The sequence below is a fragment of the Paenibacillus harenae DSM 16969 genome, from assembly GCF_000422465.1.
Classification (GTDB): Bacteria; Bacillota; Bacilli; order Paenibacillales; family Paenibacillaceae; genus Pristimantibacillus; species Pristimantibacillus harenae.
Map to the genome: position 1 here is coordinate 913,370 of NZ_KE383842.1, position 25,216 is coordinate 938,585.

Here is a 25,216-nt window from a genome sequence, read left to right on the forward strand (position 1 = left end):
ATATTTCAAATGATTTAGAACGATTTTAGGGAGAAGATATCGGAATGAATGAGCAGCAAGAAAAGCAGCAGGTATGGTTACGTTTGGAGATGCTGGCCGAGGAAGCGGAACAGAAGACCAGTCAGGCGTTCCGGCGCGCGGATCAGATAGCGGAACGCAATCAGTGGAAAGTGATTGAAGCGTTTAAGCGACATAAAGTGAGCGATTTTCATTTTAACGGCTCAACGGGTTACGGTTATAACGACCGCGGACGCGAAATTCTTGATCTCGTATACGCGGATGTAATGGGGGCGGAGGCGGCGATCGTAAGACCGCATTTCGTCTCCGGCACTCATACGATCAGCTGCGCTCTGTTCGGCGTTCTGCGCCCGGGAGACGAGCTACTGTATGTGACAGGCAAGCCATACGATACGCTGCACAAAGTGATTGGAAAGCCGGGAGACGGGAAGGGGTCGCTGCAGGATTGGGGCGTGACATATGCCGAGGTTCCGCTCCTGGAAGACGGCGGCTTGGATTGGGTCCGCATCGAGCGGGCGATTACGCCGAAGACGAAAGTGATCGGCATCCAGCGATCGCGCGGCTATGATTGGCGCGCTTCATTTCCTGTGGCTGAAATTGAAGCTATCGTGAAGAGAGTCAAAGCTATAAAACCGGATGTGCTCGTATTCGTCGATAATTGCTATGGGGAGTTTACGGAGCCGCTGGAGCCGACGCAGGCCGGCGTCGATCTGATGGCAGGATCCCTCATTAAAAATCCCGGAGGAGGATTGGCCGAAACCGGAGGATATATTGCAGGGACAGCCTCAGCGGTTGAAGCTGCGGCTTACCGGCTGACAGCCCCCGGTATCGGCGGCGAGGTGGGGGCTATGCTAGGTACGATGCGAGCGATGTTCCAGGGCTTGTTTCTGGCTCCGCACTTTGTCGGACAAGCGGTTAAAGGAAGCGTTCTGGCTGCCGCGATGTTCGAGGAGCTTGGCTTTGAGACAAAGCCAAGCTGGGATGAGCCGCGCACCGATCTGATTCAGGCGGTCCGCTTCGGACAAGCCGAGCATCTCATCGCCTTCGTGCAGGGCATTCAGCAGGCGGCGGCCGTGGATTCGCATGTTGTTCCCGAGCCTTGGGATATGCCCGGCTATGAGAATCCGGTCATCATGGCGGCCGGCACTTTCATCCAAGGCGGCAGCCTGGAGCTATCGGCGGACGCGCCGATTCGGGAACCTTTCATTGCGTACATGCAAGGCGGGCTGACATACGCTCATGCGAAATATGGTGTTCTGACGGCGTTATATCGACTTGTGAACAGCGGATTAATTGTGATTAAACCTCACATAACTTGACACATTTACGGTATAACGTATAGAATGAACATATAAATGAGCGACTGGAAGGTTGATGCGACATGGCTGATGAAATTCGCAGAAATATGGCCTTATTTCCGATCGGCATCGTAATGAAGCTGACGGATCTGACGGCGAGACAAATCCGTTACTACGAGCAGCATGAGTTGATTGTGCCCGCAAGGACGGCTGGGAACCAGCGGTTATTTTCGTTCAACGACGTGGAGAGGCTGCTGGAGATTAAATCTTTAATCGAGAAGGGCGTTAACATTGCGGGCATCAAGCAGGTCATGAATCCGGTTTCGAAGGAATCCGAGGAAGCAACGATCGTCAGCGAGCAGTCCGAAGTGAAGCGCAGAGAGCTTTCGGACCAACAGCTTCACCGCATGCTGAAGCAGCAGCTGCTCGAGAAAAGGCCGGGCCAAGCTTCGCTTATTCAAGGCCAGCTTACCCGTTTCTTAAATAAGCGTTAAGAGACATTCTACATTAACAATTGATTTGCAAACAAAGGAGATGATTCTGTGAGTTTCACCAAAGAAGACATCAAACGTATTGCGCAGGAACAAAATGTGCGGTTTATTCGTCTGCAATTTACCGATTTGCTGGGCACGATCAAAAATGTTGAAATCCCTTTCAGCCAGCTGGATAAAGCACTCGATAATAAAATGATGTTTGACGGATCCTCCATTGAAGGGTATGTTCGGATAGAGGAATCCGACATGTATTTATATCCGGATTTAGATACTTGGGTCGTATTCCCATGGGTTACGGAGGACCGTGTTGCCCGCCTGATTTGCGACATTTATATGCCGGACGGCACACCGTTCGCAGGCGATCCGCGCGGCATTCTGAAGCGCGCCCTGAAAGAAGCGGAAGAGCTAGGCTACACCGCCATGAACGTTGGGCCTGAACCGGAATTTTTCTTGTTCAAGACGGATGACCGCGGAGAGCCGACGACCGAGTTGAACGACCAAGGCGGTTATTTCGACCTTGCTCCAATGGACATGGGGGAGAACTGCCGTCGCGAAATCGTGCTCACGCTGGAGGAAATGGGCTTCGAGATTGAAGCGTCTCACCATGAGGTTGCCCCTGGACAGCATGAAATCGACTTTAAATATGCCGATGCGATTAAAGCGGCAGACCAAATACAAACCTTCAAGCTGGTTGTCAAGACGATCGCCCGCGAGCATGGCCTGCATGCCTCGTTTATGCCTAAGCCGTTATTCGGCGTGAATGGTTCCGGCATGCACTGTCACCAGTCGTTGTTTCAAGGCGATACGAATGTTTTCTATGACGAGAAGGACAAGCTTGGTTTAAGTGCGGAAGCGCGTCAATATATGGCCGGTATCCTGAAGCACGCCCGCGCGATGGCTGCCATTACGAATCCGACGGTCAATTCTTACAAACGTCTTGTTCCCGGCTATGAAGCGCCTTGCTACGTAGCATGGTCGGCAAGCAACCGCTCGCCGATGATCCGTATCCCTGCTTCGCGCGGCCTGAGCACACGGGTTGAGGTTCGTAACCCGGACCCTGCGGCGAACCCTTATCTGGCGCTGGCCGTTATGCTGAAAGCGGGACTTGACGGCATTGTCAGCAAGCTGCCTTTGCCGTCGCCGACGGACCGCAATATTTATATCATGACGGAAGAAGAGCGCCAGGACGCTGGAATTCCAAGCTTGCCGCTTGATTTGAAGGAAGCGCTGGATGAGATGCTTCGGAGCGACGTCGTCTGCGAAGCTCTTGGAGATCATGCCTTGGCCCATTTCTATGAGCTGAAGGAAATCGAGTGGGATATGTACCGCACCCAGGTTCACCAGTGGGAACGCGATCAGTATTTGACTCTGTACTAACAACCAAAATCCCTTAACGCTTAAGCGTTAAGGGATTTTTAGTTGAAGGACTGAACTCGCCGGTTAAATAAAGAAGCTGATAATCAGTAATATTGAGCCGATAACGACAGCGATTACGCCGCCAAACTTTGTCATGAAAAGGTAAGTGTCACTTGGTTCCGAATCGCCGTCAACCGCCCAACCGTGTTTCAAATACCAGCCGATAGAAGGGAAGATGATATTCACGATACCGATAAGGATTAACATCACAAATATGAAAATGTGCATCATTATCGACTCCTTGTCGTTCGCAGTTGGCGCGTTTCGTTAGGGAAATGCTTATAGGGTCAATTTACCTCGGATGGTTCGTTCATAAACCATGAAATATGGGTGCAATGGCGGCATATGAGAATGGCGGCATTTTTGTTTGCCCAGTCGACACCGAAAAAAGTGGCGCCTCTTGAATTCAATTGGCGATAGTCCTTATCGAAGGTATCGTTCCTGCAGCAAGGACAAACCAGCAGTGAATCCCCCGCTTTATACTTCATCATAGATCGCTTCCTTTCCGGTTGTTTAATTTACAGTACGTTTACTTGGCTTGGCAGGTTTCAGGCCTGTTAGCATCAAGAAGAGGCTGGTTCCGGGTTAAAGCTCAACCCGTTCGGAACCAGCCTCTTCTTGATGTGCCGCTAGTACGCGGTTAGTTAGTGAATGTCGCGGAACAATCCGATGACTTTGCCAAGAATGGTGACGTTAGGGAGCAGAATCGGCTCCATGGCGGAGTTCTCCGGCTGTAAGCGGATATGGTTCTTCTCCTTGTAGAACGTCTTGACCGTCGCTTCGTCATCCTCTGTCATGGCCACGACGATCTCGCCGTTATTTGCAGTCTGCTGCTGGCGGACGATGACATAGTCGCCGTCATGAATGCCGGCCTCGATCATGCTCTCGCCAATGACGTTCAGGATGAACACGCTGTTATCGCCGACAAAATGGGCGGGAAGCGGGAAATACTCCTCGATGTTCTCCGTAGCGGTAATCGGCACGCCGGCCGTTACTTTGCCGACGATCGGCACCTTGGCCACGGCGAGCGGGATGATCCCGTCAACGCCTTCCTGGTCTAAAATCTCAATTGCGCGCGGCTTCGTCGGGTCGCGGCGGATAAGACCTTTCTTCTCCAGCCGGTCCAAATGACCGTGTACGGTTGAGCTTGACAATAATCCAACAGCTTCGCCGATTTCTCGAACGGAGGGTGGGTAGCCTTTCTCCCGGACTTCATTCTTAATAAATTCAAGAATTGAATGCTGCCGGTTCGAAATCTTCGACACTGCGATCACTCCATTAGTAGGTTTGTAGCAAATTATAACATAGAACCGGAGTTCGTACAAACATAAGTTCTCAAGTACAGAGGTTCGTATTTAAATGATTGACAGAGAACGCTTGTTCGTGTATTCTAAAAACAGAACAAACGTTTGGGGTGCTGAATAATGATTACAAGTCCAAGTTTTTATAAAACAATTCATAGGCAGGATGGAAGCGGTTCGGCGAAGGCCAGCCGAATCACCAAGCAGTTGTTAAGGCGCCATGCGGTTAAGCTGGCAGTTAGCCTTGCCGTCTTTGTCTTGCTGTTCACAAGTTTCTTGATGATGGGAACCGATGCGTCGGGTACAGTTCCTGCGCCGGCTTCGGCACAAGAGCAAGTCGTCACCGTCCAAGCCGGTGATACGCTGTGGACAATTGCGAAGCGGTTCGGCAACGAGAGCAAGGATATCCGATTCGTCATCTTTCTGATTAAAGACCGGAACGAGCTGCAATCCTCAGATATTAAGCCAGGCCAGAAGCTTATCATACCTTCCATATAAGAAATGCTTATTCCCGATATATATTCGGGCTCATATAACTTACTTGTAAAGCTTTCCTTCAAGCGGAATGGAGATATTCGCTTGTTTTGGAAAGTTTTTTTGCTTTTTGCGCAGGGTATAGTATGATTTTTATCGTCTATTAAAAAGGGGAAGGAAAGGAGAGACTAATTTGTTACAAGTAGAAGAGTTGAGTCATTCCTTCAAGAATGGCAATGAAATAACTGCCGTGCTGCACGATATCAGCTTTCGGGTACATAAAGGGCAAATGGTCGCTTTGCTTGGCAGCTCCGGATCAGGCAAATCCACGCTCCTTAACTTAATGGCCGGTCTGATGAAGCCGACGGAAGGCAATATTTTTATAGCCGGACACAGCATTTCCGCCATGAATGAGAATAAGCTGGCCGAGTTTCGACGCAAGCACATCGGTTTTATTTTTCAAGCTTATGAGCTGCTGGCTAATTTGACCGTCCGGGAAAATATCGAGCTTCCGCTCGTCTTTCAATCGGTACAACCTTCCGTTCGGAGGAAGAAGGCGCTGGAGCTGCTGGAGAAGGTCGGCATTCCCGATAAGGCCGATCTGTTTCCTTCTCAGCTTTCCGGCGGGCAGCAGCAGCGCGTCAGTATCGCGCGGTCGCTGATTACGGAGCCGTCCGTCATTTTCGCGGACGAGCCTACAGGAAACTTGGATACGAGAACAGAGGAAGAAATTTTGGCGATCCTGAAGACTTTGAATCAAACGCTCCATACGACATTTATCATCGTTACGCATGAACGGGAGGTTGCTGCGCAGACCGAGCATATCCTGACGCTTCGCGACGGATCTCTTGTTACGGACCGGCAAAAAGTCGCAGAAGTTTTGCCTTCAGGAGGAATAGCCATTGAGACTAAGTGACATTTCACGCCTGTCATGGGATCAGGTAAAACGCCGGAAGGTCGTTACCGCGCTATGCGCAGCCGGCATTTCGATCGGCTGTGCCGCCATCATCGTGGCGATGAGCATCGGGGAATCCGCGCAGCTCTATATCGAGAAGCAGATGAACAGCTACTTGAACATGGATGAAATAACGGTAAGGGCGAATAGCGGCGCATTCACGGACAACTCCGGATCTGCCGCGGACAACGAAGCTTTGCAGAAAGGGCTGCTGACGAGGCAGAAGCTTGACATAATGCGCCAAATCTCCCAAGTAAGCGCAGCCGCTCCTTATCGGCAGCTTGGCCATATGCAATTGTCAACGCTTGATCATTTGACCTCACAGTACTCGACGGAGCTGCTGGGCACGGATTTCGATACGCTGACCGCATTCGGCCATTCGTTTTTGTACGGCGGGCCGTCCGATCTGGCGGGGACGATTGTGCTTAACTACGGCGCAACGCTAGGCTTAATGGATGAAGAAACAAAGCAAAGCCTGCAGGAGCAAATGAGCGGAAATTATTATGACAAAGCCGTTATCGATCAAATGAACAGCTATAACCGCATTCCGACAGCCTTGTACCAGAAGCAGGTGCGATTTCTCTTCTATACGCCGGAAGGGGAAGCGTACAGCAGTCCGCTGCGCGTCGTCGGCGTTCTGCGGAAGCCAAGCGGAGTTAGCGAGGATAACCTAGCCTATGACAAGAAGGGATACGTCTCGCTTCAGACCGCCGAGATGCTGCAGAAGGAGCTTAAGCTGGGCGGGGAGATCAGCGGGGATTTTAACTCGATTATCGTAAAGGTTGACGATCAGGATCATATCGAGCAGGTTGAGCGGCAAATCCAGAAGCTGACCGTAACGACGGAAACGAATTTACATCAGAAGGAAAGACTGGCCGGCGAGTTCAAAATTTTGAAGGCGGCGGCGCTCGGGATCGGCGTATTCATATTGATCATCGCATCCATCTCGATTGTCGTCGCGATGACGATGTCTACTTATCAGAGGAGAAGACAGATCGGAATCATGAAGGTGCTGGGCGCAAACTTAAGCCAAATCCGCAATCTTTTTATCGTAGAAGCGGCTCTGCTGGGACTTCTTGGCGGCTTGCTGGGCGTGCTTTTCTCCTATTGGATCGTATGGGGAATTAACGGCTTGATCTACCGGCTGGCCGATGAGCAGGATTCGGTTATTATCTTTATTCCGCTGGCAACGATCCCTGTCGGGATGGCGTTCGCGCTGGCAACAGGAGTTTTCTCCGGCATTTATCCTGCTATCAGCGCATCGCGGACGGACGCATTAACGGCTATTCGACGCGATTAATATAAAGACAAAGGGAGAAGCAAACGATGAAGAAAAAAATAAAATGGGGCATTATCGGCGTTATTATAATTGCTATCAGCTTCAGCTTATATCGGATGGGCAATCCATCCCGCCCGACAACGGTCGTAGACGAATCGCAGCAAATTACTTTTCAAGTGACGAAGGAAACATTGGTAAATACGATCGAGGTGAAAGGGAAGTCTTTATACGAGCAGGAGACATTCGTATACGCCCCTTTCGGTTCGGAGGTTCTCGAGTGGCCGGTGGAGGACGGTCAGCAGGTTAAGAAGGGAGACGTCCTGTTTCGCCTTGATCAGAAGGCCGCGCAGAACGAAATCTCGCAAATGGAAGCGACCCTTCGCAAAGCGAAGCTCGAGTCGGAGCTTAACCAATACTTGAATCAGGCCGCTAACGAATGGACGCCGCTTGAAGCCTCAGAGGAAGAGAGAAAGAAGACGCTGGTCGCGAAGGAAGTGGCCCGTCTCCAAAATGAAGTGAACGACGTGACGGCAAGCATTCAAGAGCAGGAGCTCCTGCAGAAAAAGGCGAAGCTGAAGGAAGCGGACTATAAATCGCCGGCTGCCGGCATCTTTTTGTACGAAAGTCCCGGCAAACGTCCGCAAGCCGTCGGAGAGAACGATTATATCGGGAAGGTCGTGGATTTAAAGAAGCTCCAGTTCATCGCGCTGGTGGGTGAGCAGGATGTGTTTCGCATTAAGCCGGATATGCCCGTGAAGGTTAAAATGAACGCCATGAAGGATTTGGAGTTGAAAGGGACTGTTCAGAAGGTGTCCAAATTCGCCAAAACCGGAACGGACCAGAACAATCTCGACCAGGCGGCCCAGTTTGAAATCATCATAGCGCTCGAGCCGAATGACCATTTAATTGCCGGCTTAAGCTTGAACGGGGCGATTGAAACCGAACGTAAGGAGCTGGCCACCGTAGTGCCGTCTATCGCAATTATTAGGGAGGAAGGCAAACATTATGCGTTGTTGAACTCCGGCGGCAGCTTTGAGCGGAAGGAAATTAAGATCGGTCTGGAAACGCCCGAGAAGACGGAGGTGCTTGAAGGTTTGAAAGAAGGCGATCAGGTTGCCCTGCCTTAATGGCATAATTGCCGGAGCATATACGGTCTTTCGCGTCTATCGGTTCCTTGACAACAGAGTGTTGAAATGTAAAAGTAGAGAGTAGAGCATTTTGTCAGCATGAGAGGGGTGGAGCGGAATTATGGAGATCGAGAAATTAATCGCGCGCATAAACGAGCTTTCTCGAAAAAATAAAACGGTTGGCTTGACCGATGCGGAAACAGCGGAAAGAGCGGAGCTGCGCCAAAAATATTTAAACAATTTCAAGAGAAACTTTCGTCAGCAGCTAGATACCATTACGATTGTCGACGGTGACGACGCGATTAAGCATTAGTTGCCGCCGTCGTTCATTCATTTAATATCCGGGAAAGGGTGATTAGATGAAATATAATCTCTTAGGCAGGAGCGGCCTCGCCGTATCTGAGCTGTGTCTAGGCACGATGACGTTCGGCAATACGACGAGCGAAGCGGACTCGATCGAAATGATCAACCGCTTCGTCGATCGGGGCGGAAATTTCCTGGATACGGCGGACGTATATGTAAGCGGCCGATCGGAGGAAATCGTAGGCAAAGCGATGAAGAACAAACGTTCGGACATCGTGCTCGCGACGAAGGTGCGAATGACGACCTCGAGCAACATCAACGGCGCAGGTTTGTCCCGCAAGCATATCATGGACGGCGTTGAAGCAAGCCTTAAGCGGCTTCAAACCGATTACATCGATTTATACCAGGTGCATGTGTGGGATCACGCCACGCCGATCGAGGAGACGCTGCGAACGCTTGACGATTTGGTCTCATCGGGCAAGGTTCGTTACATAGGCTGTTCGAATTTTTTTTCATGGCAATTGATGAAGTCGCTAGCTTGCAGCGACGCAAGCCGGTACGTGAGATTCGTTTCGATTCAACCGCAGTATAGCCTGGTCAGCCGGCAAATGGACCGCGAGATGATGTCACTCTGCCTGGAAGAAAAGGTTGGCGTCATTCCATGGGCCCCGCTGGGCGGAGGCTTCCTCACGGGGAGATACTCGCGGAATACGCCGACCGAGGGACGCTTGACCTCAAAGGTAGGCGAGAGCGCCTGGGTTAACCGCGCATTGGATAAAAACTTCGTCATATTGGATACGCTGCTGGAGGCGGCTTCCCAGCTTGGAAAATCGCCTGCCCAGGTTGCGCTCAGATGGCTGTTGCAGCGGGACGGCATTACTTCGCCGATCTTCGGCGCCAGCACGCTGGAGCAGTTTGAGGATAATATCGGCGCGGCAGGTTGGGAGATGCCGGCTGAAGTCTGGAGCAGGCTGGATGAGGTAAGCGCGCTTCCGGATGATTATCCGAACCGCTTTATTGAAAAGTTCCGCAGGCCGTTTGAATAGGTTCATTACTTAGGAGGAGTCAGTTTGTCACGATCTTGGGAGCGCAAGGTGCGCAAGAACATGAGTGTTATCAATAAACAGCGGAAGAAGCAGGGCACAGGCCAAATCGTGTTTAACGCCGATAAGTCGGAGAAAATCGTAGGACGCAACTTTATCGCTCCTATACTGTTGATCTTGTTCATCGGCATGTATGTCATCCTCATGCAAAACACGGAAGGTTTCAAAATAGACACGATGTTCTGGATTACGATCGGCTGTTATGTGCTGTTAGCGGCATTGTTCTATTTCCGCAGGCCGTATCTGACGATCGGCAAGGATTACGTACAAACGCGCCGGTTGACGGGAGATAAGCGATTGCCCGCTTCCGGAATAAAGGGCATCAACATACAATCCGGTTATGTGGTTATCGAGCCGGTCAAAGGCGCAAATTGGGTATTTTCGAAGGTCATGAACCGATACCCGACCGATGAAATGGCTGAGAAGCTGAGGGCGTTCGCGCAATCGAACAGCATCCCTTATCAGCAAAAATAAACTGTCAGGAGAGTTCTTACCATAATGATTAAACAAGCGGTATTATTTGATTTGGATGACACGCTGCTGTGGGATGACCGCAGCGTGAATGAAGCGTTTAAAGCAACATGCGAAGCGGCAGCGGCAGCGGTGGGCGTTGACCCGGAAGCATTGGAGGAGTCGGTCCGCCGCGAAGCGAGAGCCTTATATGAATCGTATGAGACTTACCCGTTCACCAAGATGATCGGCATCAACCCTTTCGAAGGGCTGTGGGCGCCGTTCCGCGAAGGCGAGCAGGAGGAATTCCGCAAGCTCGAGCAGCTTGCTCCCGCATACCGCAAGGCAGCGTGGACGCAAGGCCTCAAAGCGTTAGGCTATGATGATGAGCAGCTCGGAGCGAAGCTTGCCGAGCAGTTCCCTGCCGAACGGCGCGCCCGCCCGATCGTATATGAAGAGACGTTCCGTCTTCTAGATGCGCTCAAAGGGAAGTACAAGCTGCTGCTTCTGACTAACGGTTCTCCGGATCTGCAGAGAGAGAAGCTTGCGGGCGTTCCGCAGCTCGTGCCTTATTTTGATCATATTGTTATTTCGGGCGAATTTGGAGAAGGGAAGCCGGCGGCTTCCATATTCAAGCACGCGCTCGAGCGGCTCGGGATTGAGCCGGAGCATGGCATTATGGTTGGCGATAAGCTGACGACCGATATATTGGGAGCGAATACGATCGGCATGACCTCGGTATGGGTCAATCGCCACGGCGCCGTGCGTAACGATGAGATAGTCCCGACTCATGAGATCACGCACCTGGAGGAGCTGCTAAAGCTGCTGGAAGAGTAGTATGAATTCTATCATTTGTTAGAATGAATAAAAGCCCCTCGGAAACAGCGTCTGCTGTTTCCGGGGGGCTTCCGTTATGTCGGTATTGCGATTAAGCTTTGCTGGAAGAGAAGGATTCGTCCGCGAAAGGATGCGCGATCCAGCCTTCTGTCTCAATGAAGAGGCGAACGGCTACGATCTGGCGGTTCTCCATCAAGGTGAAGAAATGCGGCTTGTATTCCGGAACGGAAATAACGTCGCCCGCTTCAAGCTCGACGTCGAAATAGCCGACATCGTCCGTACCTTTAATGATAAAGATTCCTTTGCCGGCGGTAATGGCGCGAACCTCGTCTTCCGTATGCGTATGGACGTTTTCGAATTTTTTGAGAAGCTCATCCAGGTTCGGGGTGGCGTCGGACAATGCGATAACATCCCACGTTTTGTAGCCGCGGCGCTCGGCAAGATCACGAATTTCCTCATCGAATGCCGCTAATATTTGCTGCTTGTCTTCATCGGTGAGGACAAACTTTTCCTGCAAGCCTTCTGCTAATTTAGTAGGATCCCAATGTTCGTACAAAACCTCTTGTTTCTCAAGAAATGCCCGAACATTTTCTTCTCCCCGGATCCGTTCCTCCGTATTGCGAATTCTTATCTCCGCCATGAACATTCCCTCTTTTCCTATAGAGATTAAATGATATAATCATTATAAAACAAATCATAGGGAATGTCGATGGATGCTCCTTTTCACTAAGGGGCTATTCTGTTACACTATAGGTTAATGATTTCGGGGGGAAGGATGTATGAAATTGTCGAAACCGACCATACAACAAATGCTGCAGAAGCGCATCCTTATTATGGACGGCGCAATGGGAACGATGATTCAGCAAGCGGACTTAAACGAGAACGACTTTGGAGGTCCGGAGCTGGACGGCTGCAATGAGATGCTCGTTCTGACCCGTCCGGATGTCATACAGTCGATCCACGAGCAGTACCTGGAAGCCGGAGCGGACATTCTGGAGACGAATACGTTTGGCGCGACTAGCATCGTCTTGGCCGATTACGATATTCCGGAGAAAGCGAGAGAGATCAATCTGGCTGCCGCGAAGCTCGCGCGCGAGGCTTGCGATAAATACAGCACGCCGGATAAACCCCGTTATGTTGCCGGCGCGCTCGGTCCAACGACAAAGACGCTTTCGGTTACCGGCGGGGTGACGTTCGATGAGCTTGTTGACAGCTATTATGAGCAAGCGATCGCATTGATCGAAGGAGACGTTGACGCGCTGCTGCTTGAAACGTCGCAGGACACGCTTAATGTGAAAGCGGGCAGCATCGGCATACGGAAAGCGTTCGAAACGCTCGGCCGCGAGCTGCCGATTATGATATCCGGAACGATCGAGCCGATGGGGACGACGCTGGCCGGCCAGACGATCGAATCGTTCTATATTTCGCTGGAGCATTTGAAGCCGATTTCAATCGGACTCAACTGCGCGACGGGACCGGAGTTTATGCGCGACCATATCCGGTCGCTCAGCGACATTTCCAGAACGGCGGTCAGCTGCTACCCGAATGCCGGTCTGCCGGATGAGAACGGAAACTATCACGAATCGCCCGAATCGCTTGCCAAGAAAATGTCCGCCTTCGCCGAGCAGGGCTGGCTGAATATTGCCGGCGGCTGTTGCGGCACGACGCCTGCGCATATCCGCGTCATGGCGGAGACGATGGCGGCATATGAGCCGCGCACGAAGCTTGGCGAACATCCGGACGCGGTCTCGGGGATCGATACGGTTTACATCGAACCGGAGAACCGGCCGATCATGATCGGCGAACGTACGAATATATCGGGCTCGCGGAAGTTTAAACGGCTGATTAAAGAAGAAAAATTCGATGAAGCTTCGGAAATTGCGAGAGCGCAGGTCAAAGGCGGAGCGCATGTCATTGATATCAACCTGCAGGATACCGATATTGATGAAGCGTACGCCGTGCATCAATTTCTGCCTCAGGTTGTGAAGAAGATCAAGGCGCCGCTCATGCTCGACTCCACCTATGACCATATTATCGAGCTAGGCTTAAAATATTCGCAAGGAAAAGCGATTATTAACTCCATTAATCTGGAGGATGGCGAGTCGAAGTTCGAGAAGATTCTTCCGCTCATCCACCGTTACGGTGCCGCGGTTGTAATGATTCTGATTGATGAGCGCGGCCAAGCCGTTACCCGCGAGGCGAAGATGGAGGTAGCCGAACGTTCTTACGATCTGCTGGTCAATAAATACGGCATGAATCCGGAGGATATTATTTTCGATCCGAATATGTTTCCGGTCGGCTCCGGCGATCCGCAATATATCGGCTCTGCCGTGGAAACGCTTGAAGGAATCCGGATGATTAAGGAAAGATTCCCGCTTGCGAAGACGATTCTCGGTCTCAGCAATATTTCCTTCGGCCTGCCGGATGCCGGCCGCGAGGTGCTTAATTCGGTCTATCTGTACCATGCGACAAAAGCAGGCCTCGATTATGCGATTGTAAATACGGAGAAGCTGGAACGATACGCCTCCATACCCGAGGAAGAGCGCAGACTGGCCGAGGAGCTTATTTACAATACAACGGATGAGACGCTCGCTTCGTTCGTCGCGGCATTCCGGGACAAGAAGGTGGAGAAGAAGGAGAAAATCTCTAACCTATCGCTGGAAGAGCGGCTGGCTTCCTATGTAGTGGAAGGAACGAAGGAAGGGCTTTTTCCCGATTTGGATGAAGCGCTGGGCAAATATTCGGCAATGGACGTCATCAACGGTCCGCTTATGCGCGGCATGGAAGAGGTCGGCCGCTTATTTAACAATAATGAGCTCATCGTAGCCGAAGTGCTGCAGAGCGCCGAGGTCATGAAAGCATCGGTCAACTATTTAGAGCCATTCATGGAGAAGAACGAATCTTCCGTTAAGGGCAAAATCATTTTGGCGACGGTAAAAGGCGATGTGCATGACATCGGGAAGAACCTGGTTGAAATCATTTTATCGAATAACGGCTACAAAATAATAAATCTGGGGATTAAAGTACCGCCAGAGCAGCTGATCGAAGCGTATCGTAATGAAAAAGCAGACGCGATCGGTTTGTCCGGCTTGCTCGTCAAATCCGCGCAGCAGATGGTTATTACCGCGCAAGACTTGCGAAACGCGGGCATTGACGCACCGATTCTCGTCGGCGGGGCGGCGCTCACGCGCAAGTTTACGAAGACTAGAATAGGTCCGGAATACGACGGTCTCGTTCTCTATGCGAAGGACGCCATGGACGGCCTGGATATTGCCAATAAGCTGATGGATCCGTCCCACCGCTCGCTTCTCGAGGATGAGATGGCGGAATATAAAGCTTCAGGCGGAGCCGGAGAAGATGAGAAAAAAGCGCTGCCGCAATTAACGCGCGCCGTGCGCTCCAGCATTTCGGCAGACGCGCCGGTATTCGCGCCGCCTGATCTCGACCGGCATGTGCTGCGCGACGTTCCGATACCTCACGTCATACCGTACGTGAATATGCAAATGCTGCTCGGCCATCATCTTGGCTTGAAAGGCAACGTCGAACAATTGCTCAACGAAGGCAATGAGAAAGCGGTGCAATTGAAAGCGGCCGTGGATGAGATTTTGCGCGAGGGCGGCACGGAGGGATACATCCGCGCGCATGGCATGTACCGTTTCTTCCCGGCCCAATCCTCCGGCAATGATGTCATCATTTATAATCCGGAGGACACGGCGAAGGAAATCAAGCGTTTCACTTTTCCCCGCCAGAACGTTGAACCGTATTTATGCTTAGCCGACTTCTTGAAGCCGGTTGAGAGCGGCGTGATGGATTACGTGGGATTCCTGGTCGTAACCGCCGGACAAGGCATCCGCGATCTTGCGAATCAGTGGAAGGACAGCGGCGATTACTTAAGATCTCACGCGCTGCAATCGGTGGCACTCGAGGTTGCCGAAGGCCTTGCCGAACGCGTCCACCATATGATGCGCGATATTTGCGGCTATCCGGACCCGGCGGAAATGACGATGAAGCAGCGCCACGGCGCTAGATACCAAGGCATTCGCGTATCCTTCGGCTATCCGGCTTGCCCGAATCTGGAGGATCAGGAGCCGCTGTTCGATCTGATGAAGCCGGAGGATATCGGCGTCGAGCTGACCGAAGGCTTCATGATGGAGCCGGAAGCGTCCGTATCCGCGATGGTATTCGCACATCCGGAAGCGCAATATTTTAACGTTGAGAAAGTGTAAGCAGCTGTAAAATAGACCTGCAGAACCCTCCGGCATTCGGATGACCGAGCTAGCGGGGGTTCTTCGTTTCATAATCGTCCGTTGCAAGGCAGATGCTAGTAGCGAGGTGAACGGGTAATGAATATTTGGTTTTTGGGAACGGGCGCCGGCCGGCCGGCCAAGCACCGGAATGTAACGGCTATCGCGCTCCAACTGCCTGAGCCGAGCTGCGGCTGGTGGCTGTTCGATGCGGGAGAAGCGACGCAGCATCAGCTGATGCGCACGCCGCTCAAACTTAACAAGCTGGAGGCGGTATTCGTTACCCACCTTCATGGCGATCATTTGTACGGGCTCCCGGGCTTGCTCAGCAGCCGTTCCTTCGTCGGCGGCGTCACGCCGGTCCAGCTGTTTGGTCCTCCCGGCTTGAAGCAATACATCGAGACCGTCTATGCCGTGAGCGGAACGCAGCTTGAATATGAGCTGCATATCCATGAGATCACGGATACCGACGGGATCATATGGGATAATGGCGCCTGCAAAGTCGAAGCGGGACCGCTGGAGCATCGCGTCCCTTGCATGGGCTACCGCGTGACGGAACACGACCAGCCCGGCAAGCTGCTCGTTCATAAGCTGAAGGAGCTCGGCATCGAAGCGGGTCCGCTCTACGGCAAGCTGAAGCAAGGGCAGTCTGTTACGCTTGAAGACGGAACCGTCGTGCGTTCGGAGGATGTGACCGGCGCCGCGAAAGCGGGCAGGGTGGTGACGATTCTAGGCGATACGAAGCCCTGCGGGACGGTGGAGATGCTTGCGAGAGGCGCCGATCTGCTCGTTCATGAAGCGACATTCGCAGCCGGAAATGAGGAAAAGGCGCATGAATTCGGTCACAGCACGACGGTGGAAGCAGCCGGGGCTGCAGCATCCGCGGGCGTTAAACAGCTGATCATGACGCATTTCAGCAGCCGTTACGGCAATGAGGATCTGGTCCGGCTTGAATCGGAGGCCAGAGCGATTTTCGAGTCCGTTACGGCAGCTGTTGATTTCTTGATGATTGAAATCAAACGTGAATAGATTTTGTTGCGGAGAGACCGTAATCCATGATAGAGTGGAGTGACATAAATATTGGAAGGGGTGAGCTTATGAGATCCATATACGGCCGCGTATACCGTTTCTGTAAGCATTCATCTCCTTCTTCCATTGAAACACTAAGGCGTTTATCGCTTTAGTGTTTTTATTTTTTTACGGAGGTGAGTCGGTTGAGCATGTATAAACGGGTTCTCATTAAATTGAGCGGCGGCGCCGTAGCCGGAAGCAGCGAGTTCGGCTTCGAGCCGGGGCGGCTGGAGCATATCGCAGGCGAGATTTTATCGGTTGTGAACATGGGCGTGGAGGTCTCGCTTGTCATTGGCGGCGGCAATATTTTTCGGGGAAACATGGCGGACAGCTGGGGGATTGAACGAGCGGAGGCCGATAATATCGGAACCTTGGCGACCGTTATAAACAGCCTTATGCTTAGGGGGGTTCTGAAGGCAAAAACCGGCAAAGAGGTAAGGGTCATGACCGCTCTTCCCGTCACATCGGTTGCCGAGCCGTATATTCGATTGAGGGCGATTCATCATTTGGAAAAGGGTTATATCGTTATTTTTGCCGGCGGTAACGGACAGCCCTTCGTCACGACCGATTACCCGTCCGTCCAACGGGCGATCGAGGTCAATTGTGACGCGCTGCTGGTAGCCAAGCAAGGCGTTGACGGCGTACTAAGCGCGGATCCCAAGTATAATAAGGATGCCAAAAAGTTTAGGTCGCTTCATTACGACGATGTGCTTCAGCGCAATCTAAAGGTCATGGACCAGTCCGCCTTTATCCTTGCAAGGGATTATAATTTGCCGGTTCATGTATTTAATTTCGACCGTCCCGGGTCGATGAAGCAAATTTGCGAGGGGGCTCCTAACGGGACGATTATAAGCGGCGGGTCGGTCATGCAGTTAGAGGGGTAGTCGACGGGAACGGCAGCCGGGAACATCGTGTTCCGGGCTGCCGTTTCTCAAATTCCAAGGAATGAATAAGTTTTACACTTCTATGCGCTTAGAATTCTCTGCGATACCGTATTCAGGGTAAGCCGCTTCATGAGCTGCTTCTGAAAATACGGAGTAAACGGTAGGCGTCCTCTGACAGGGACGCCTACAGGCGTTTCTGCTTGTGCTGAACCCTGCCGCTCATTCCATCCGAGGTCTACTGCTTGCTTCAACAGGCTGAGATGATGCGAGATGCCGGGCTTCGTCATTTGAATATGATCGGCGATTTCACCCGCCGTTATATCGCGCTCGCGCAATAAGTCAAGAACAATAAGCATCTATCAACCCACGACCAGCCTAATTATTCCGGAAAATTAAAATTGCAGACCGAACATGTATTCTGTAAAATAAAAAGCAACATAGGTTTGATGGGAGAGGGACGGTTATGAACCGGTTTACGGGAAAAACCTCCGGCTTGGAGGAATGGCTCCAGCAGGTGCGGCAAAACGCCGACATTATGGACAATGTAACGCACTGGCGAACCCTGGCTCCGCGAGAGGCGCGTACAGCCCCTTTGCCGGAAGGTCTGCACCATGCATGGAAGGAAGCGCTTCGGTCCCGGGGGATCAGCGAATTATATACGCACCAGGCGGAAGCCTATCGCGCGGCGCGCGACGGTCATCATGTCGTTGCCGTGACGCCGACGGCTTCCGGCAAGACGCTTTGTTACAATCTGCCGGTCATGCAGTCGCTGCTCGAGAACGAAGAGGGCAGGGCGCTTTATTTGTTTCCGACCAAGGCGCTTTCACAGGATCAAGTGGCAGAACTGCAAGCGCTCGCCGATCTGATGGACGTCGGCATTAAGACGCATACCTATGACGGCGATACGCCGCCTACGGTAAGAACGGCGATTCGGAATGCGGGACATATCGTCGTAACGAATCCGGATATGCTGCATTCGGCTATACTGCCGCATCACACGAAATGGGTCAAGCTGTTCGAAAATATTAAGTTTATCGTAATCGATGAGGTCCATGCTTACAGAGGCGTATTCGGCAGCCACGTGGCGAACGTCGTTCGCCGCTTGAAACGGATTTGCCGGTTTTACGGATCGAATCCGCAATTTATATGCGCTTCCGCAACGATCGATAATCCGCAGGAGCATGCGGAGCGGCTAATCGGCGAGAAGGTAAGGCTGGTGGACAATAACGGGGCGCCGATGGGCGAGAAGCATTTTGTGTTCTATAATCCCCCGGTCGTGAACAAGCAGCTCGGCATTCGCCGCAGCAGCGTCCTTGAGACGCGCAAGCTTGCCGGGCTTCTTCTGAATCAGGGCGTACAGACGATCGTCTTCGCGCGCAGCCGCGTCCGGGTCGAGCTGCTGCTCACGTATTTGCAGGAGCTGATCCGCGATAAGCTGAACGATAAGTCGATCCGCGGCTACCGGGGCGGTTATTTGCCGAAGCTTCGGAGAGAAATCGAACGCGGCCTGCGGTCGGGCGAAATCCGCGGAGTCGTCAGCACGAACGCGCTGGAGCTCGGAATCGACATCGGACAGCTGCAGGCATGCGTGCTGAACGGCTATCCGGGGACGATCGCAAGCACCTGGCAGCAATCGGGCCGTGCCGGAAGGCGGCAGGAAAGCTCGATCACGTTCATGGTTGCAAGCAGCAATCCGCTGGATCAATACATGATACAAAATCCCGATTTCTTCTTTAACCGGCCTCCTGAGCGGGCGTTGATTCATCCCGATAATTTGCTCGTGCTGATCGATCATGTGAAATGCGCCGCGTATGAGCTTCCGTTCGAGGCCGGAGAGCAATTCGGCGAGGAGAAACTGGAGGATATGATGGAGTTTCTCGTTGAGGAGAAGGTGCTGCACAAATCGGGAGGCAGATGGTACTGGATGGAGCAGTCCTTTCCGGCCCATAACATTTCACTGCGTACGGCGGCACAGGAAAATTTCGTCATCATCGACAATACGAACGGCAGCAGGGTGCTCGGAGAGGTCGACCGGTTCAGCGCGCCGACGTTAATACACGAGGAAGCGATCTATATCCACGAGGGCGTGCAATATCAGGTGGAGAAGCTCGATTACCCCGAGAAAAAAGCCTACGTCCGGGAGGTCAGCGTCGATTATTATACCGATGCGAATCTAGCGGTCGAGCTGAAGGTGCTGCACGTAGATAAGGAACGCGAGTCGGGTGAGCTGGTCCGGCAGTTTGGGGAGCTGACCGTAAACGCGAAACCGACGATTTTCAAAAAAATCAAGCTCCGCACGCACGAGAATATCGGCTCCGGTCCCATCCATTTGCCCGAGGAGGAGCTTCACACGAGCGGATATTGGTTCTCCTTCAGCGAGGATGCGGCCGCGCGCAAGAGCAAGAACGAAATGCAATTTGCGCTGCTTGGGATCGCGAACGTTCTCGTACATATCGCTCCGCTTTATTTGATGTGCGATCCGTTCGATATTCGGGTTGTGCCGCAGGTGAAAGCGGTGCATACGAAGAAGCCGACGATTTATTTCTATGACCGTTATCCCGGCGGAATCGGGTTGAGCGAACGGTTGTTCGAGGTGCATGACGAGTTAATTAACCAGGCGAAGTCGCTTATTCGCTCCTGTACTTGCCTAAGCGGGTGCCCGGCATGCGTCGGGCCGATCGAAGAGGTCGGTCTGCTCGGCAAGCAGCAGGCGCTTGAGCTTCTGAATGAAGCGGGAGGCGCGCGATGAGCGGATTGCGGGACCGGATGAACCGCTTGCGGGGCGAACAGGCGGGGAAGACGGCCGAGGACGCTGCGGCGGAATGGCTGACAAACGAAGCGGAGAACGTTCAGGGCGAACTGGAAGCGGCTGAACAAGCCGAAGAATGGATTTCCCCGGTATGGGACCGTTTTGGCGTGAAGCTTCATACGAATGAGACCGGCAGCTTCCTTCTCCGCAGGATCGAATATCCGGCTGATTACAGGCATGGGCAACACGCGATCAACGAGCTGCACCTGGCTTCCTCGGGTCTGAACGCCTTTCATGCAAGAAACCATGATACATTCGCAGAGCAGGTGCTGTTTCTCGATCTAGAAACGACGGGGCTAGGCGTCGGAGCGGGCAACGTACCTTTTATGATCGGGATCGGTTATATAACGCAGGAACGGTTTACGATTGAACAGGCCTTGATCAGGCATCCGGCCGAGGAGCGGGCAATGCTCGCTTATTTGGCGGAGAAGCTCCCGCAGTACACGTACCTTGCAACCTATAACGGCAGAACGTTTGACTGGCCGCTCGTGCAAAACCGATTTATTATGAACGGGCTCGGACGCAAGCTTTGGGAGCCGCTTCATATTGATTTTCTCCATCCGGCAAGGTCGGTTTGGCGAAATACGCTAGTCTCCTGCAGGCTTAGCCATGTCGAAGAGGAGCGGCTTGGCATTCAGAGAGAGGACGACGTGCCGGGCTCGCTAGCGCCTCAGCTTTATTTTCAGTTTTTGGCGGACGGAAATCCTGCCCCTCTTGAAGGGGTATTCCGCCATAATGAAACCGATATGCTGTCGCTTGCTTGCTTGGCGATCCGCTTCGGCCATCTATTGAACGGTAATCTGGTCGATTACATTCCGCTGCCGGAGGAGCCGGAGGAGATGGTTCGCACCGGATTGTGGCTGGAGAAGATGGGAAAGACGAATCTGTCCGAGCCGTTGTTCGAGATGGCTGCCAGGTCGGAAACTGCAGGGCCGTCAACGCTGGTAATGCTGGCGGCGCGCGATAAGAAAGCTGGAAATTGGGCACGCGCTGTGTTATTGTGGCAGAAGGCTGTTATACGTACTTCGCCGAATTTCGGGGCGGCAGCCATGGAAGCAAGCGTTGAGCTGGCCATGTATTATGAGCATAAGCTCAAGGATTTTGAATCGGCGCTCGGACATGCCGGTACCGCTTTCGAGCAAGCGTTAAATCAATCGATGCTCGTCAGGCGGGACGCCAAGAAACGAGCGGAGCTCGATTCCTTACGGAACCGGATAGCCCGCTTGCGCCGCAAAGCAGGCATGCAGACCTTATAGATAAGCAAGTGACGGTCGTTATGCTTGCGAGGGAGGTGCATCTATGACGGATAATCGGCCTAAAATGCACGGTTTATTAATAGATCTGGACGGCACCTTATATCACGGTACACATATGATCGACGGTGCGGATAAACTGATCTCGTATTTACGCGATACCAAGCTTCCGTTTCGATTCGTAACGAATAATTCGGCGGCATCGCCGGAGGATGTAGCGGAACGGCTTTTGAAGATGGGAATCCCGGCGGCAGCCGAAGAGGTGTGCACTTCTGCTCAAGCTGCGGCCGGATATATTTCCGGAATCCGTCCAGGCGCATCCGTATTTGTTGTAGGCGAGTCGGGGCTGACAAGCGCTGCCCGGGAAGCCGGCTTAACGTTAACGGATGAACAGCCGGATTTTGTCCTGCAGGGCATTGACCGGAAGCTCACCTACGAAAGGTTGACCAAGGCCGTTCGTTATATTCACGGCGGAGCGCAGTACGTGTTAACAAATCCGGATTTGCTGATCCCTTCGGGTGACGGTCTGATTCCCGGGGCAGGTTCAATCGGAGCGATGCTGAAGGCGGCCGGCGGCAAGGAGCCCGTATTGATCGGCAAACCTTCGCCAATTTTGATGGAATATACATTGAAGAGCATTGGACTTGCCGCAGAAGAAGCATGGGTAATCGGCGATAACCTGGCAACGGACATCGCTTTCGGCGAAGCTGCCGGCTGCGGAACGCTGCTCGTGCTAACCGGTCTCACCACCGCTCAAAACATCGATTATTATATGGAGCAGGCCGGCTGTAAGCCCGATGTGGTCTGCAATCATTTAGAAGAGCTTCGTTCGTATATATCTGACCACAGGGAGATATAGTAGAGAGAAAACGAAGGCTATAGGAAGGAAGAGAGCTTTCATGCAGGAACTGCCGGAGTTGGAAGTAATTCGGGATATGCTGACCGAGCGATTCGCCGGGGCTCAAATGACCGGTATCGAGGTCGTCAACGAGAAGGTATTGCAAGCGGGCAAGGAACAGCTGGAGCGCGACGCCGTTATGAAGAGCGTATGGTTTATCGAGCGCCGCGGCAAGCATTTGTTGTTTCATTTGGATAACGGCAAACGGCTCCTTGCGCAATTTGGTCAAGGCGCTTACTTATATGCCGGGAATGAAGAAGATCGGCCAGGCCGGACGGCGCAGGTCAAGCTTTATTTTGGCGAGCGGATCTTATATTTCGTCGGAATGCGCGCAGGCGATATGCAGCTGCTAACGGTGAAAGAGGTTGAAGCGTTATTAGGCGCCCTTGGCCCTGACCCGTTCGACAAACGGTTGACAGTTGAGAAGTTTATGGATCGTTTTGCCAAAAAGCGCGGATCCATAAAGTCCGCACTAATGGACCCGCATGTCATCACAGGTATCGGCTCCGTGTACTCGGATGAAATCTGCTTCGACGCAGCGATTCGGCCGGACGCAAAAGTTCCGTTGCTGGATCGTGATAACTGGGCACGGCTGTATCATTCGATGCATAAAGTACTAAAGGAAGCGATTTCATTAGGCGGTATCGGGGAGCATCCTTTTGCAGAGGGCGACAGCTTGACGGGCGGATATGCCCCCCATCTTCAGGTGCACAATCGGGAAGGCCAGCTTTGCAGCCAAACCGGCGCAGTGATTGAGAGAATGGAGGTTTCCGGCCGGAAAGCGTTTTTCAGTCCCGGCTTCCAGACAATCAATGAATAAGCAAGCTTTAAATCCATCATTGGAATGGAGGCTTCATTCATGATTCACGTTTACTTAGACGATTATCGCGCCTGTCCGAAAGGATTCGTGCCGGCTCTGAGCGCGGAGGAATGCAAACGGCTGCTGGATATCGAAGAGATCGGCATCCTGTCACTGGATTACGACCTGGGCTGGGCTCAGCCGACCGGCTACGAAGTGGTGCTTCACATGGTGGAGACCGGGCGTTACCCGGAGCAAATCTACCTGCACACCTCCAGTATCGCCGGCCGCATGCAAATGTATCATTTGCTCGCAACCAACGCGCCCTCCCATATTAAACTCCATAACGGCCCCATGCCGGACGCTGTTATTCATACGATAGCCGAACTTTAGCGGTGGCAGCCGGGTAACGCAAGGCTAAGCGAGCTCACATTGTGAGCTCTTTAACGTGGCCAAACCCTCTGAGCAGGTGATTTCTATGAAGGCCAGCGAAGGAGCCAAGGTTAACGGTGTTGCGGCGTGAAACCGGACAAGCCCTCATAAGACAGGGAGAATAATGTTATTTAATGAAACTAAACGGGGAACAAATAGAAAGAACCTCAAATAGTAACCAATAATTAAACGATCGGCCTTATTTTTGCTTTGTAGACGACAAAGATCGTATTTAAGTTCAGAACATGCAATTAAACCCATCCAACAGCGGCTCAAGGTCAGATTAGTATCAAATGATGAGATTAATCGATCGGGACATACCTCGGCGCACCAAAAGTAAAGCGTGTCCCGCAGGGACGAAAGCGATCATACATCGAACGAAGCTCGTAAGATCCCTCCAAAAGTAAAGGGTGTCCCGCAGGGACGAAAGCGATTATTCACCAAACGAAGCTTACAACCGTCACAGCAAATCCGGCGTTAGTACAATTGCAGGTGTGTCCAGAGGAACGCAGTCCTTGGGGCCCTCCCTTGGAAGGGAGGGTTTGGGTGGGTTCGAAGCGCCTTTGAAGGGTTTTGGTCGTTAAATCACAATGAAAGAGGCATAAAAAGTGACACAATGGATCGGTACGGCTAATCAAGGTTATGCACCATATGCGATAGAGGAACTGCGGCGGCTGTTAGACGGCGCGTCCTTCACGCAGCTTGCGGCGGGGGAAGTGTTCCTGATAAGCAGCCCGCTGGGGCGGGAGGAGACGCTGCAGGCGATCCGGCAGCAGGAGCCGATTTTTTTGCGGCATATACAGCCGGTCGATCGGACGATAGAAATTGCCGGAAATGCCAATGATTTAGAGCAGCTGTCCGGTATGGTGCGAAATGCGGTGCTTGCGTTCGAGAATAAACGGACGGCCGTACATGTTCGCCGCACATCCAAAACAGAATATCTTTACTCCGCCGCCGATACGAAGGCCGTCCTGGATGCGGTGCTTGAAGAGCTCGGTTCAGAGCCTGTCGTTCAACAGCCGGAGACGATTATTGCTATTTATGCTGCAGTTAATGAGCTATACGTCGGTTTTGGTTCGCCGAAGGACATGCTGTCTGACTGGCCGGGCGGCGCCATTCGGTTTCAGCGGGAGGAAGGTCAAATATCCCGTGCCAAATTTAAGCTTTTGGAGGCGGAAAGGGAATTTGGACTACAATACGCGAAGCATCGGCATGCGCTGGATGTCGGGGCTGCTCCCGGCGGTTGGACTTCGCTGCTGCTCGAGCGGGGTCTGCGGGTTACCGCAATCGATCCCGCGGAGCTGCATCCGTCATTAATGGCTTATCCTACGTTAACTTATCTGAAGCGGAACGCTTCCGAGGTGAAATTAGAACCTGGCACTTTCGATCTGCTCGTCTGCGATATGAGCTGGAGTCCGATGCTGATGTGCAAGCTTGTTCTCGATCTAGAGCCGGCCCTGACGAAGGACGCGACTGCCATTATCACCGTCAAGCTGATGCACCGCAAGCCGCTGCAGACGATACGTGATGTCATCTCCCGATTGTCGACGGAATTCGTGCTGCAGAAAGCAAAGCAGCTGTTCCATAATCGCGAAGAAATAACGTTGTACCTTCAAAAAAAATGAGGAAACGCATCTCGGTACTGTGCCGTTCCTACGGCACAAGCCCGTTTCCGGGTAAATCATCATTTCGGTCATACGATTACCCTTGATTACGGCCTTTCATGAGGGCGATCTTTTCTATCCAAGCTCATCCGTCGATTTCTCGTATA

25 protein-coding genes are annotated in these 25,216 nt (G+C 52.4%); 20 read left to right on the plus strand and 5 right to left on the minus strand.

Features of this window, described 5'->3' with window-relative positions:
• The first annotated feature begins 89 nt into the window (after positions 1-89).
• The 3 genes from H581_RS0114535 to glnA all read left to right on the plus strand — a co-directional run bounded on the left by H581_RS0114535 (position 90) and on the right by glnA (position 3,187).
• Positions 90-1,337, plus strand: a complete 1,248-nt coding sequence (locus tag H581_RS0114535; protein ID WP_036719097.1) for a methionine gamma-lyase family protein — start codon at positions 90-92, stop codon at positions 1,335-1,337.
• A gap of 62 nt (positions 1,338-1,399) precedes the next feature.
• A complete protein-coding gene (locus H581_RS0114540) occupies positions 1,400-1,810 on the plus strand; it encodes a MerR family transcriptional regulator (protein ID WP_028610643.1) in 411 nt (136 codons plus the stop codon).
• Between the two features lie 48 nt (positions 1,811-1,858).
• Entirely contained in the window at positions 1,859-3,187 is a 1,329-nt protein-coding gene (glnA, locus tag H581_RS0114545; RefSeq protein ID WP_028610644.1) for a type I glutamate--ammonia ligase, read from the plus strand.
• Positions 3,188-3,250: 63 nt separating this feature from the next.
• Here glnA and H581_RS0114550 read toward each other — a convergent pair whose 3' ends face one another.
• From H581_RS0114550 to lexA, 3 genes are all read right to left on the minus strand, one after another.
• Positions 3,251-3,457 (minus strand): DUF6199 family natural product biosynthesis protein, encoded by a 207-nt coding sequence (locus H581_RS0114550; protein ID WP_245600037.1) that lies wholly within the window; start codon positions 3,455-3,457, stop codon positions 3,251-3,253.
• A 56-nt stretch (positions 3,458-3,513) separates the two neighbouring features.
• Positions 3,514-3,717 (minus strand): hypothetical protein, encoded by a 204-nt coding sequence (locus H581_RS37175; protein ID WP_245600038.1) that lies wholly within the window; start codon positions 3,715-3,717, stop codon positions 3,514-3,516.
• Positions 3,718-3,870: 153 nt separating this feature from the next.
• Positions 3,871-4,491 (minus strand): transcriptional repressor LexA, encoded by a 621-nt coding sequence (gene lexA / locus H581_RS0114555; RefSeq protein WP_028610646.1) that lies wholly within the window; start codon positions 4,489-4,491, stop codon positions 3,871-3,873.
• Positions 4,492-4,650: 159 nt separating this feature from the next.
• On the opposite strand from lexA, the gene yneA reads away from it, so the two are divergent.
• The 8 genes from yneA (at position 4,651) to H581_RS0114595 (ending at position 11,055) form a co-directional block, all read left to right on the plus strand.
• Entirely contained in the window at positions 4,651-5,025 is a 375-nt protein-coding gene (yneA, locus tag H581_RS0114560; RefSeq protein WP_051250802.1) for a cell division suppressor protein YneA, read from the plus strand.
• A gap of 169 nt (positions 5,026-5,194) precedes the next feature.
• Positions 5,195-5,917 carry an ABC transporter ATP-binding protein gene (locus H581_RS0114565; protein WP_028610648.1) on the plus strand — a complete coding sequence of 241 codons (723 nt, stop codon included), beginning with the start codon at positions 5,195-5,197 and terminating at the stop codon, positions 5,915-5,917.
• Positions 5,904-7,256, plus strand: a complete 1,353-nt coding sequence (locus H581_RS0114570) for an ABC transporter permease (protein WP_028610649.1) — start codon at positions 5,904-5,906, stop codon at positions 7,254-7,256. Before H581_RS0114565 ends, H581_RS0114570 begins: the two co-directional genes overlap by 14 nt.
• Before the next feature lie 26 nt (positions 7,257-7,282).
• On the plus strand, positions 7,283-8,362 hold the full coding sequence (locus tag H581_RS0114575) for an efflux RND transporter periplasmic adaptor subunit (RefSeq protein ID WP_028610650.1): 1,080 nt from the start codon (positions 7,283-7,285) through the stop codon (positions 8,360-8,362).
• Positions 8,363-8,483: 121 nt separating this feature from the next.
• Complete coding sequence (locus H581_RS0114580; RefSeq protein ID WP_028610651.1) at positions 8,484-8,675, plus strand: DUF896 domain-containing protein; 192 nt, start codon at positions 8,484-8,486, stop codon at positions 8,673-8,675.
• A 46-nt stretch (positions 8,676-8,721) separates the two neighbouring features.
• The gene (locus H581_RS0114585) at positions 8,722-9,711 is read left to right on the plus strand and encodes an aldo/keto reductase (RefSeq protein WP_028610652.1); all 990 of its coding nucleotides are present in this window, start codon (positions 8,722-8,724) and stop codon (positions 9,709-9,711) included.
• 24 nt (positions 9,712-9,735) lie between these two features.
• Entirely contained in the window at positions 9,736-10,242 is a 507-nt protein-coding gene (locus H581_RS0114590; protein WP_028610653.1) for a hypothetical protein, read from the plus strand.
• Positions 10,243-10,266: 24 nt separating this feature from the next.
• Positions 10,267-11,055, plus strand: coding sequence for an HAD family hydrolase (locus tag H581_RS0114595; RefSeq protein WP_028610654.1), 789 nt, complete (start codon positions 10,267-10,269; stop codon positions 11,053-11,055).
• A 91-nt stretch (positions 11,056-11,146) separates the two neighbouring features.
• On the opposite strand, the gene H581_RS0114600 is transcribed toward H581_RS0114595, so the two are convergent.
• The gene (locus H581_RS0114600; RefSeq protein WP_028610655.1) at positions 11,147-11,695 is read right to left on the minus strand and encodes a 1,2-dihydroxy-3-keto-5-methylthiopentene dioxygenase; all 549 of its coding nucleotides are present in this window, start codon (positions 11,693-11,695) and stop codon (positions 11,147-11,149) included.
• Between the two features lie 139 nt (positions 11,696-11,834).
• Here H581_RS0114600 and metH point away from each other — a divergent pair, with 139 nt between their 5' ends.
• The 3 genes from metH to pyrH all read left to right on the plus strand — a co-directional run bounded on the left by metH (position 11,835) and on the right by pyrH (position 17,254).
• Positions 11,835-15,281 (plus strand): methionine synthase, encoded by a 3,447-nt coding sequence (gene metH, locus H581_RS0114605; protein WP_425414604.1) that lies wholly within the window; start codon positions 11,835-11,837, stop codon positions 15,279-15,281.
• 117 nt (positions 15,282-15,398) lie between these two features.
• Positions 15,399-16,328 carry a ribonuclease Z gene (gene rnz / locus H581_RS0114610; protein WP_028610657.1) on the plus strand — a complete coding sequence of 310 codons (930 nt, stop codon included), beginning with the start codon at positions 15,399-15,401 and terminating at the stop codon, positions 16,326-16,328.
• 185 nt (positions 16,329-16,513) lie between these two features.
• Positions 16,514-17,254, plus strand: a complete 741-nt coding sequence (pyrH, locus tag H581_RS0114615; RefSeq protein ID WP_028610658.1) for a UMP kinase — start codon at positions 16,514-16,516, stop codon at positions 17,252-17,254.
• 80 nt (positions 17,255-17,334) lie between these two features.
• On the opposite strand, the gene H581_RS37180 is transcribed toward pyrH, so the two are convergent.
• On the minus strand, positions 17,335-17,610 hold the full coding sequence (locus H581_RS37180) for an ArsR family transcriptional regulator (protein WP_084134592.1): 276 nt from the start codon (positions 17,608-17,610) through the stop codon (positions 17,335-17,337).
• 107 nt (positions 17,611-17,717) lie between these two features.
• Between H581_RS37180 and H581_RS0114625 the strand changes: the two genes are divergently transcribed.
• The 6 genes from H581_RS0114625 to H581_RS0114655 all read left to right on the plus strand — a co-directional run bounded on the left by H581_RS0114625 (position 17,718) and on the right by H581_RS0114655 (position 25,070).
• Complete coding sequence (locus H581_RS0114625; protein WP_028610659.1) at positions 17,718-20,003, plus strand: DEAD/DEAH box helicase; 2,286 nt, start codon at positions 17,718-17,720, stop codon at positions 20,001-20,003.
• Complete coding sequence (locus H581_RS0114630) at positions 20,000-21,319, plus strand: ribonuclease H-like domain-containing protein (RefSeq protein WP_028610660.1); 1,320 nt, start codon at positions 20,000-20,002, stop codon at positions 21,317-21,319. The genes H581_RS0114625 and H581_RS0114630 overlap by 4 nt, the downstream gene beginning before the upstream one ends.
• Positions 21,320-21,362: 43 nt before the next feature.
• Entirely contained in the window at positions 21,363-22,175 is an 813-nt protein-coding gene (locus H581_RS0114635; RefSeq protein ID WP_028610661.1) for a TIGR01457 family HAD-type hydrolase, read from the plus strand.
• A gap of 40 nt (positions 22,176-22,215) precedes the next feature.
• Positions 22,216-23,034: an Fpg/Nei family DNA glycosylase gene (locus H581_RS0114640; RefSeq protein ID WP_028610662.1), complete on the plus strand. Its 819-nt coding sequence runs from the start codon at positions 22,216-22,218 to the stop codon at positions 23,032-23,034.
• A gap of 39 nt (positions 23,035-23,073) precedes the next feature.
• Positions 23,074-23,406, plus strand: coding sequence for a cyclic-phosphate processing receiver domain-containing protein (locus H581_RS0114645; RefSeq protein WP_028610663.1), 333 nt, complete (start codon positions 23,074-23,076; stop codon positions 23,404-23,406).
• A 647-nt stretch (positions 23,407-24,053) separates the two neighbouring features.
• On the plus strand, positions 24,054-25,070 hold the full coding sequence (locus H581_RS0114655; protein ID WP_028610664.1) for a 23S rRNA (cytidine(2498)-2'-O)-methyltransferase RlmM: 1,017 nt from the start codon (positions 24,054-24,056) through the stop codon (positions 25,068-25,070).
• Positions 25,071-25,216 lie beyond the last annotated feature (146 nt).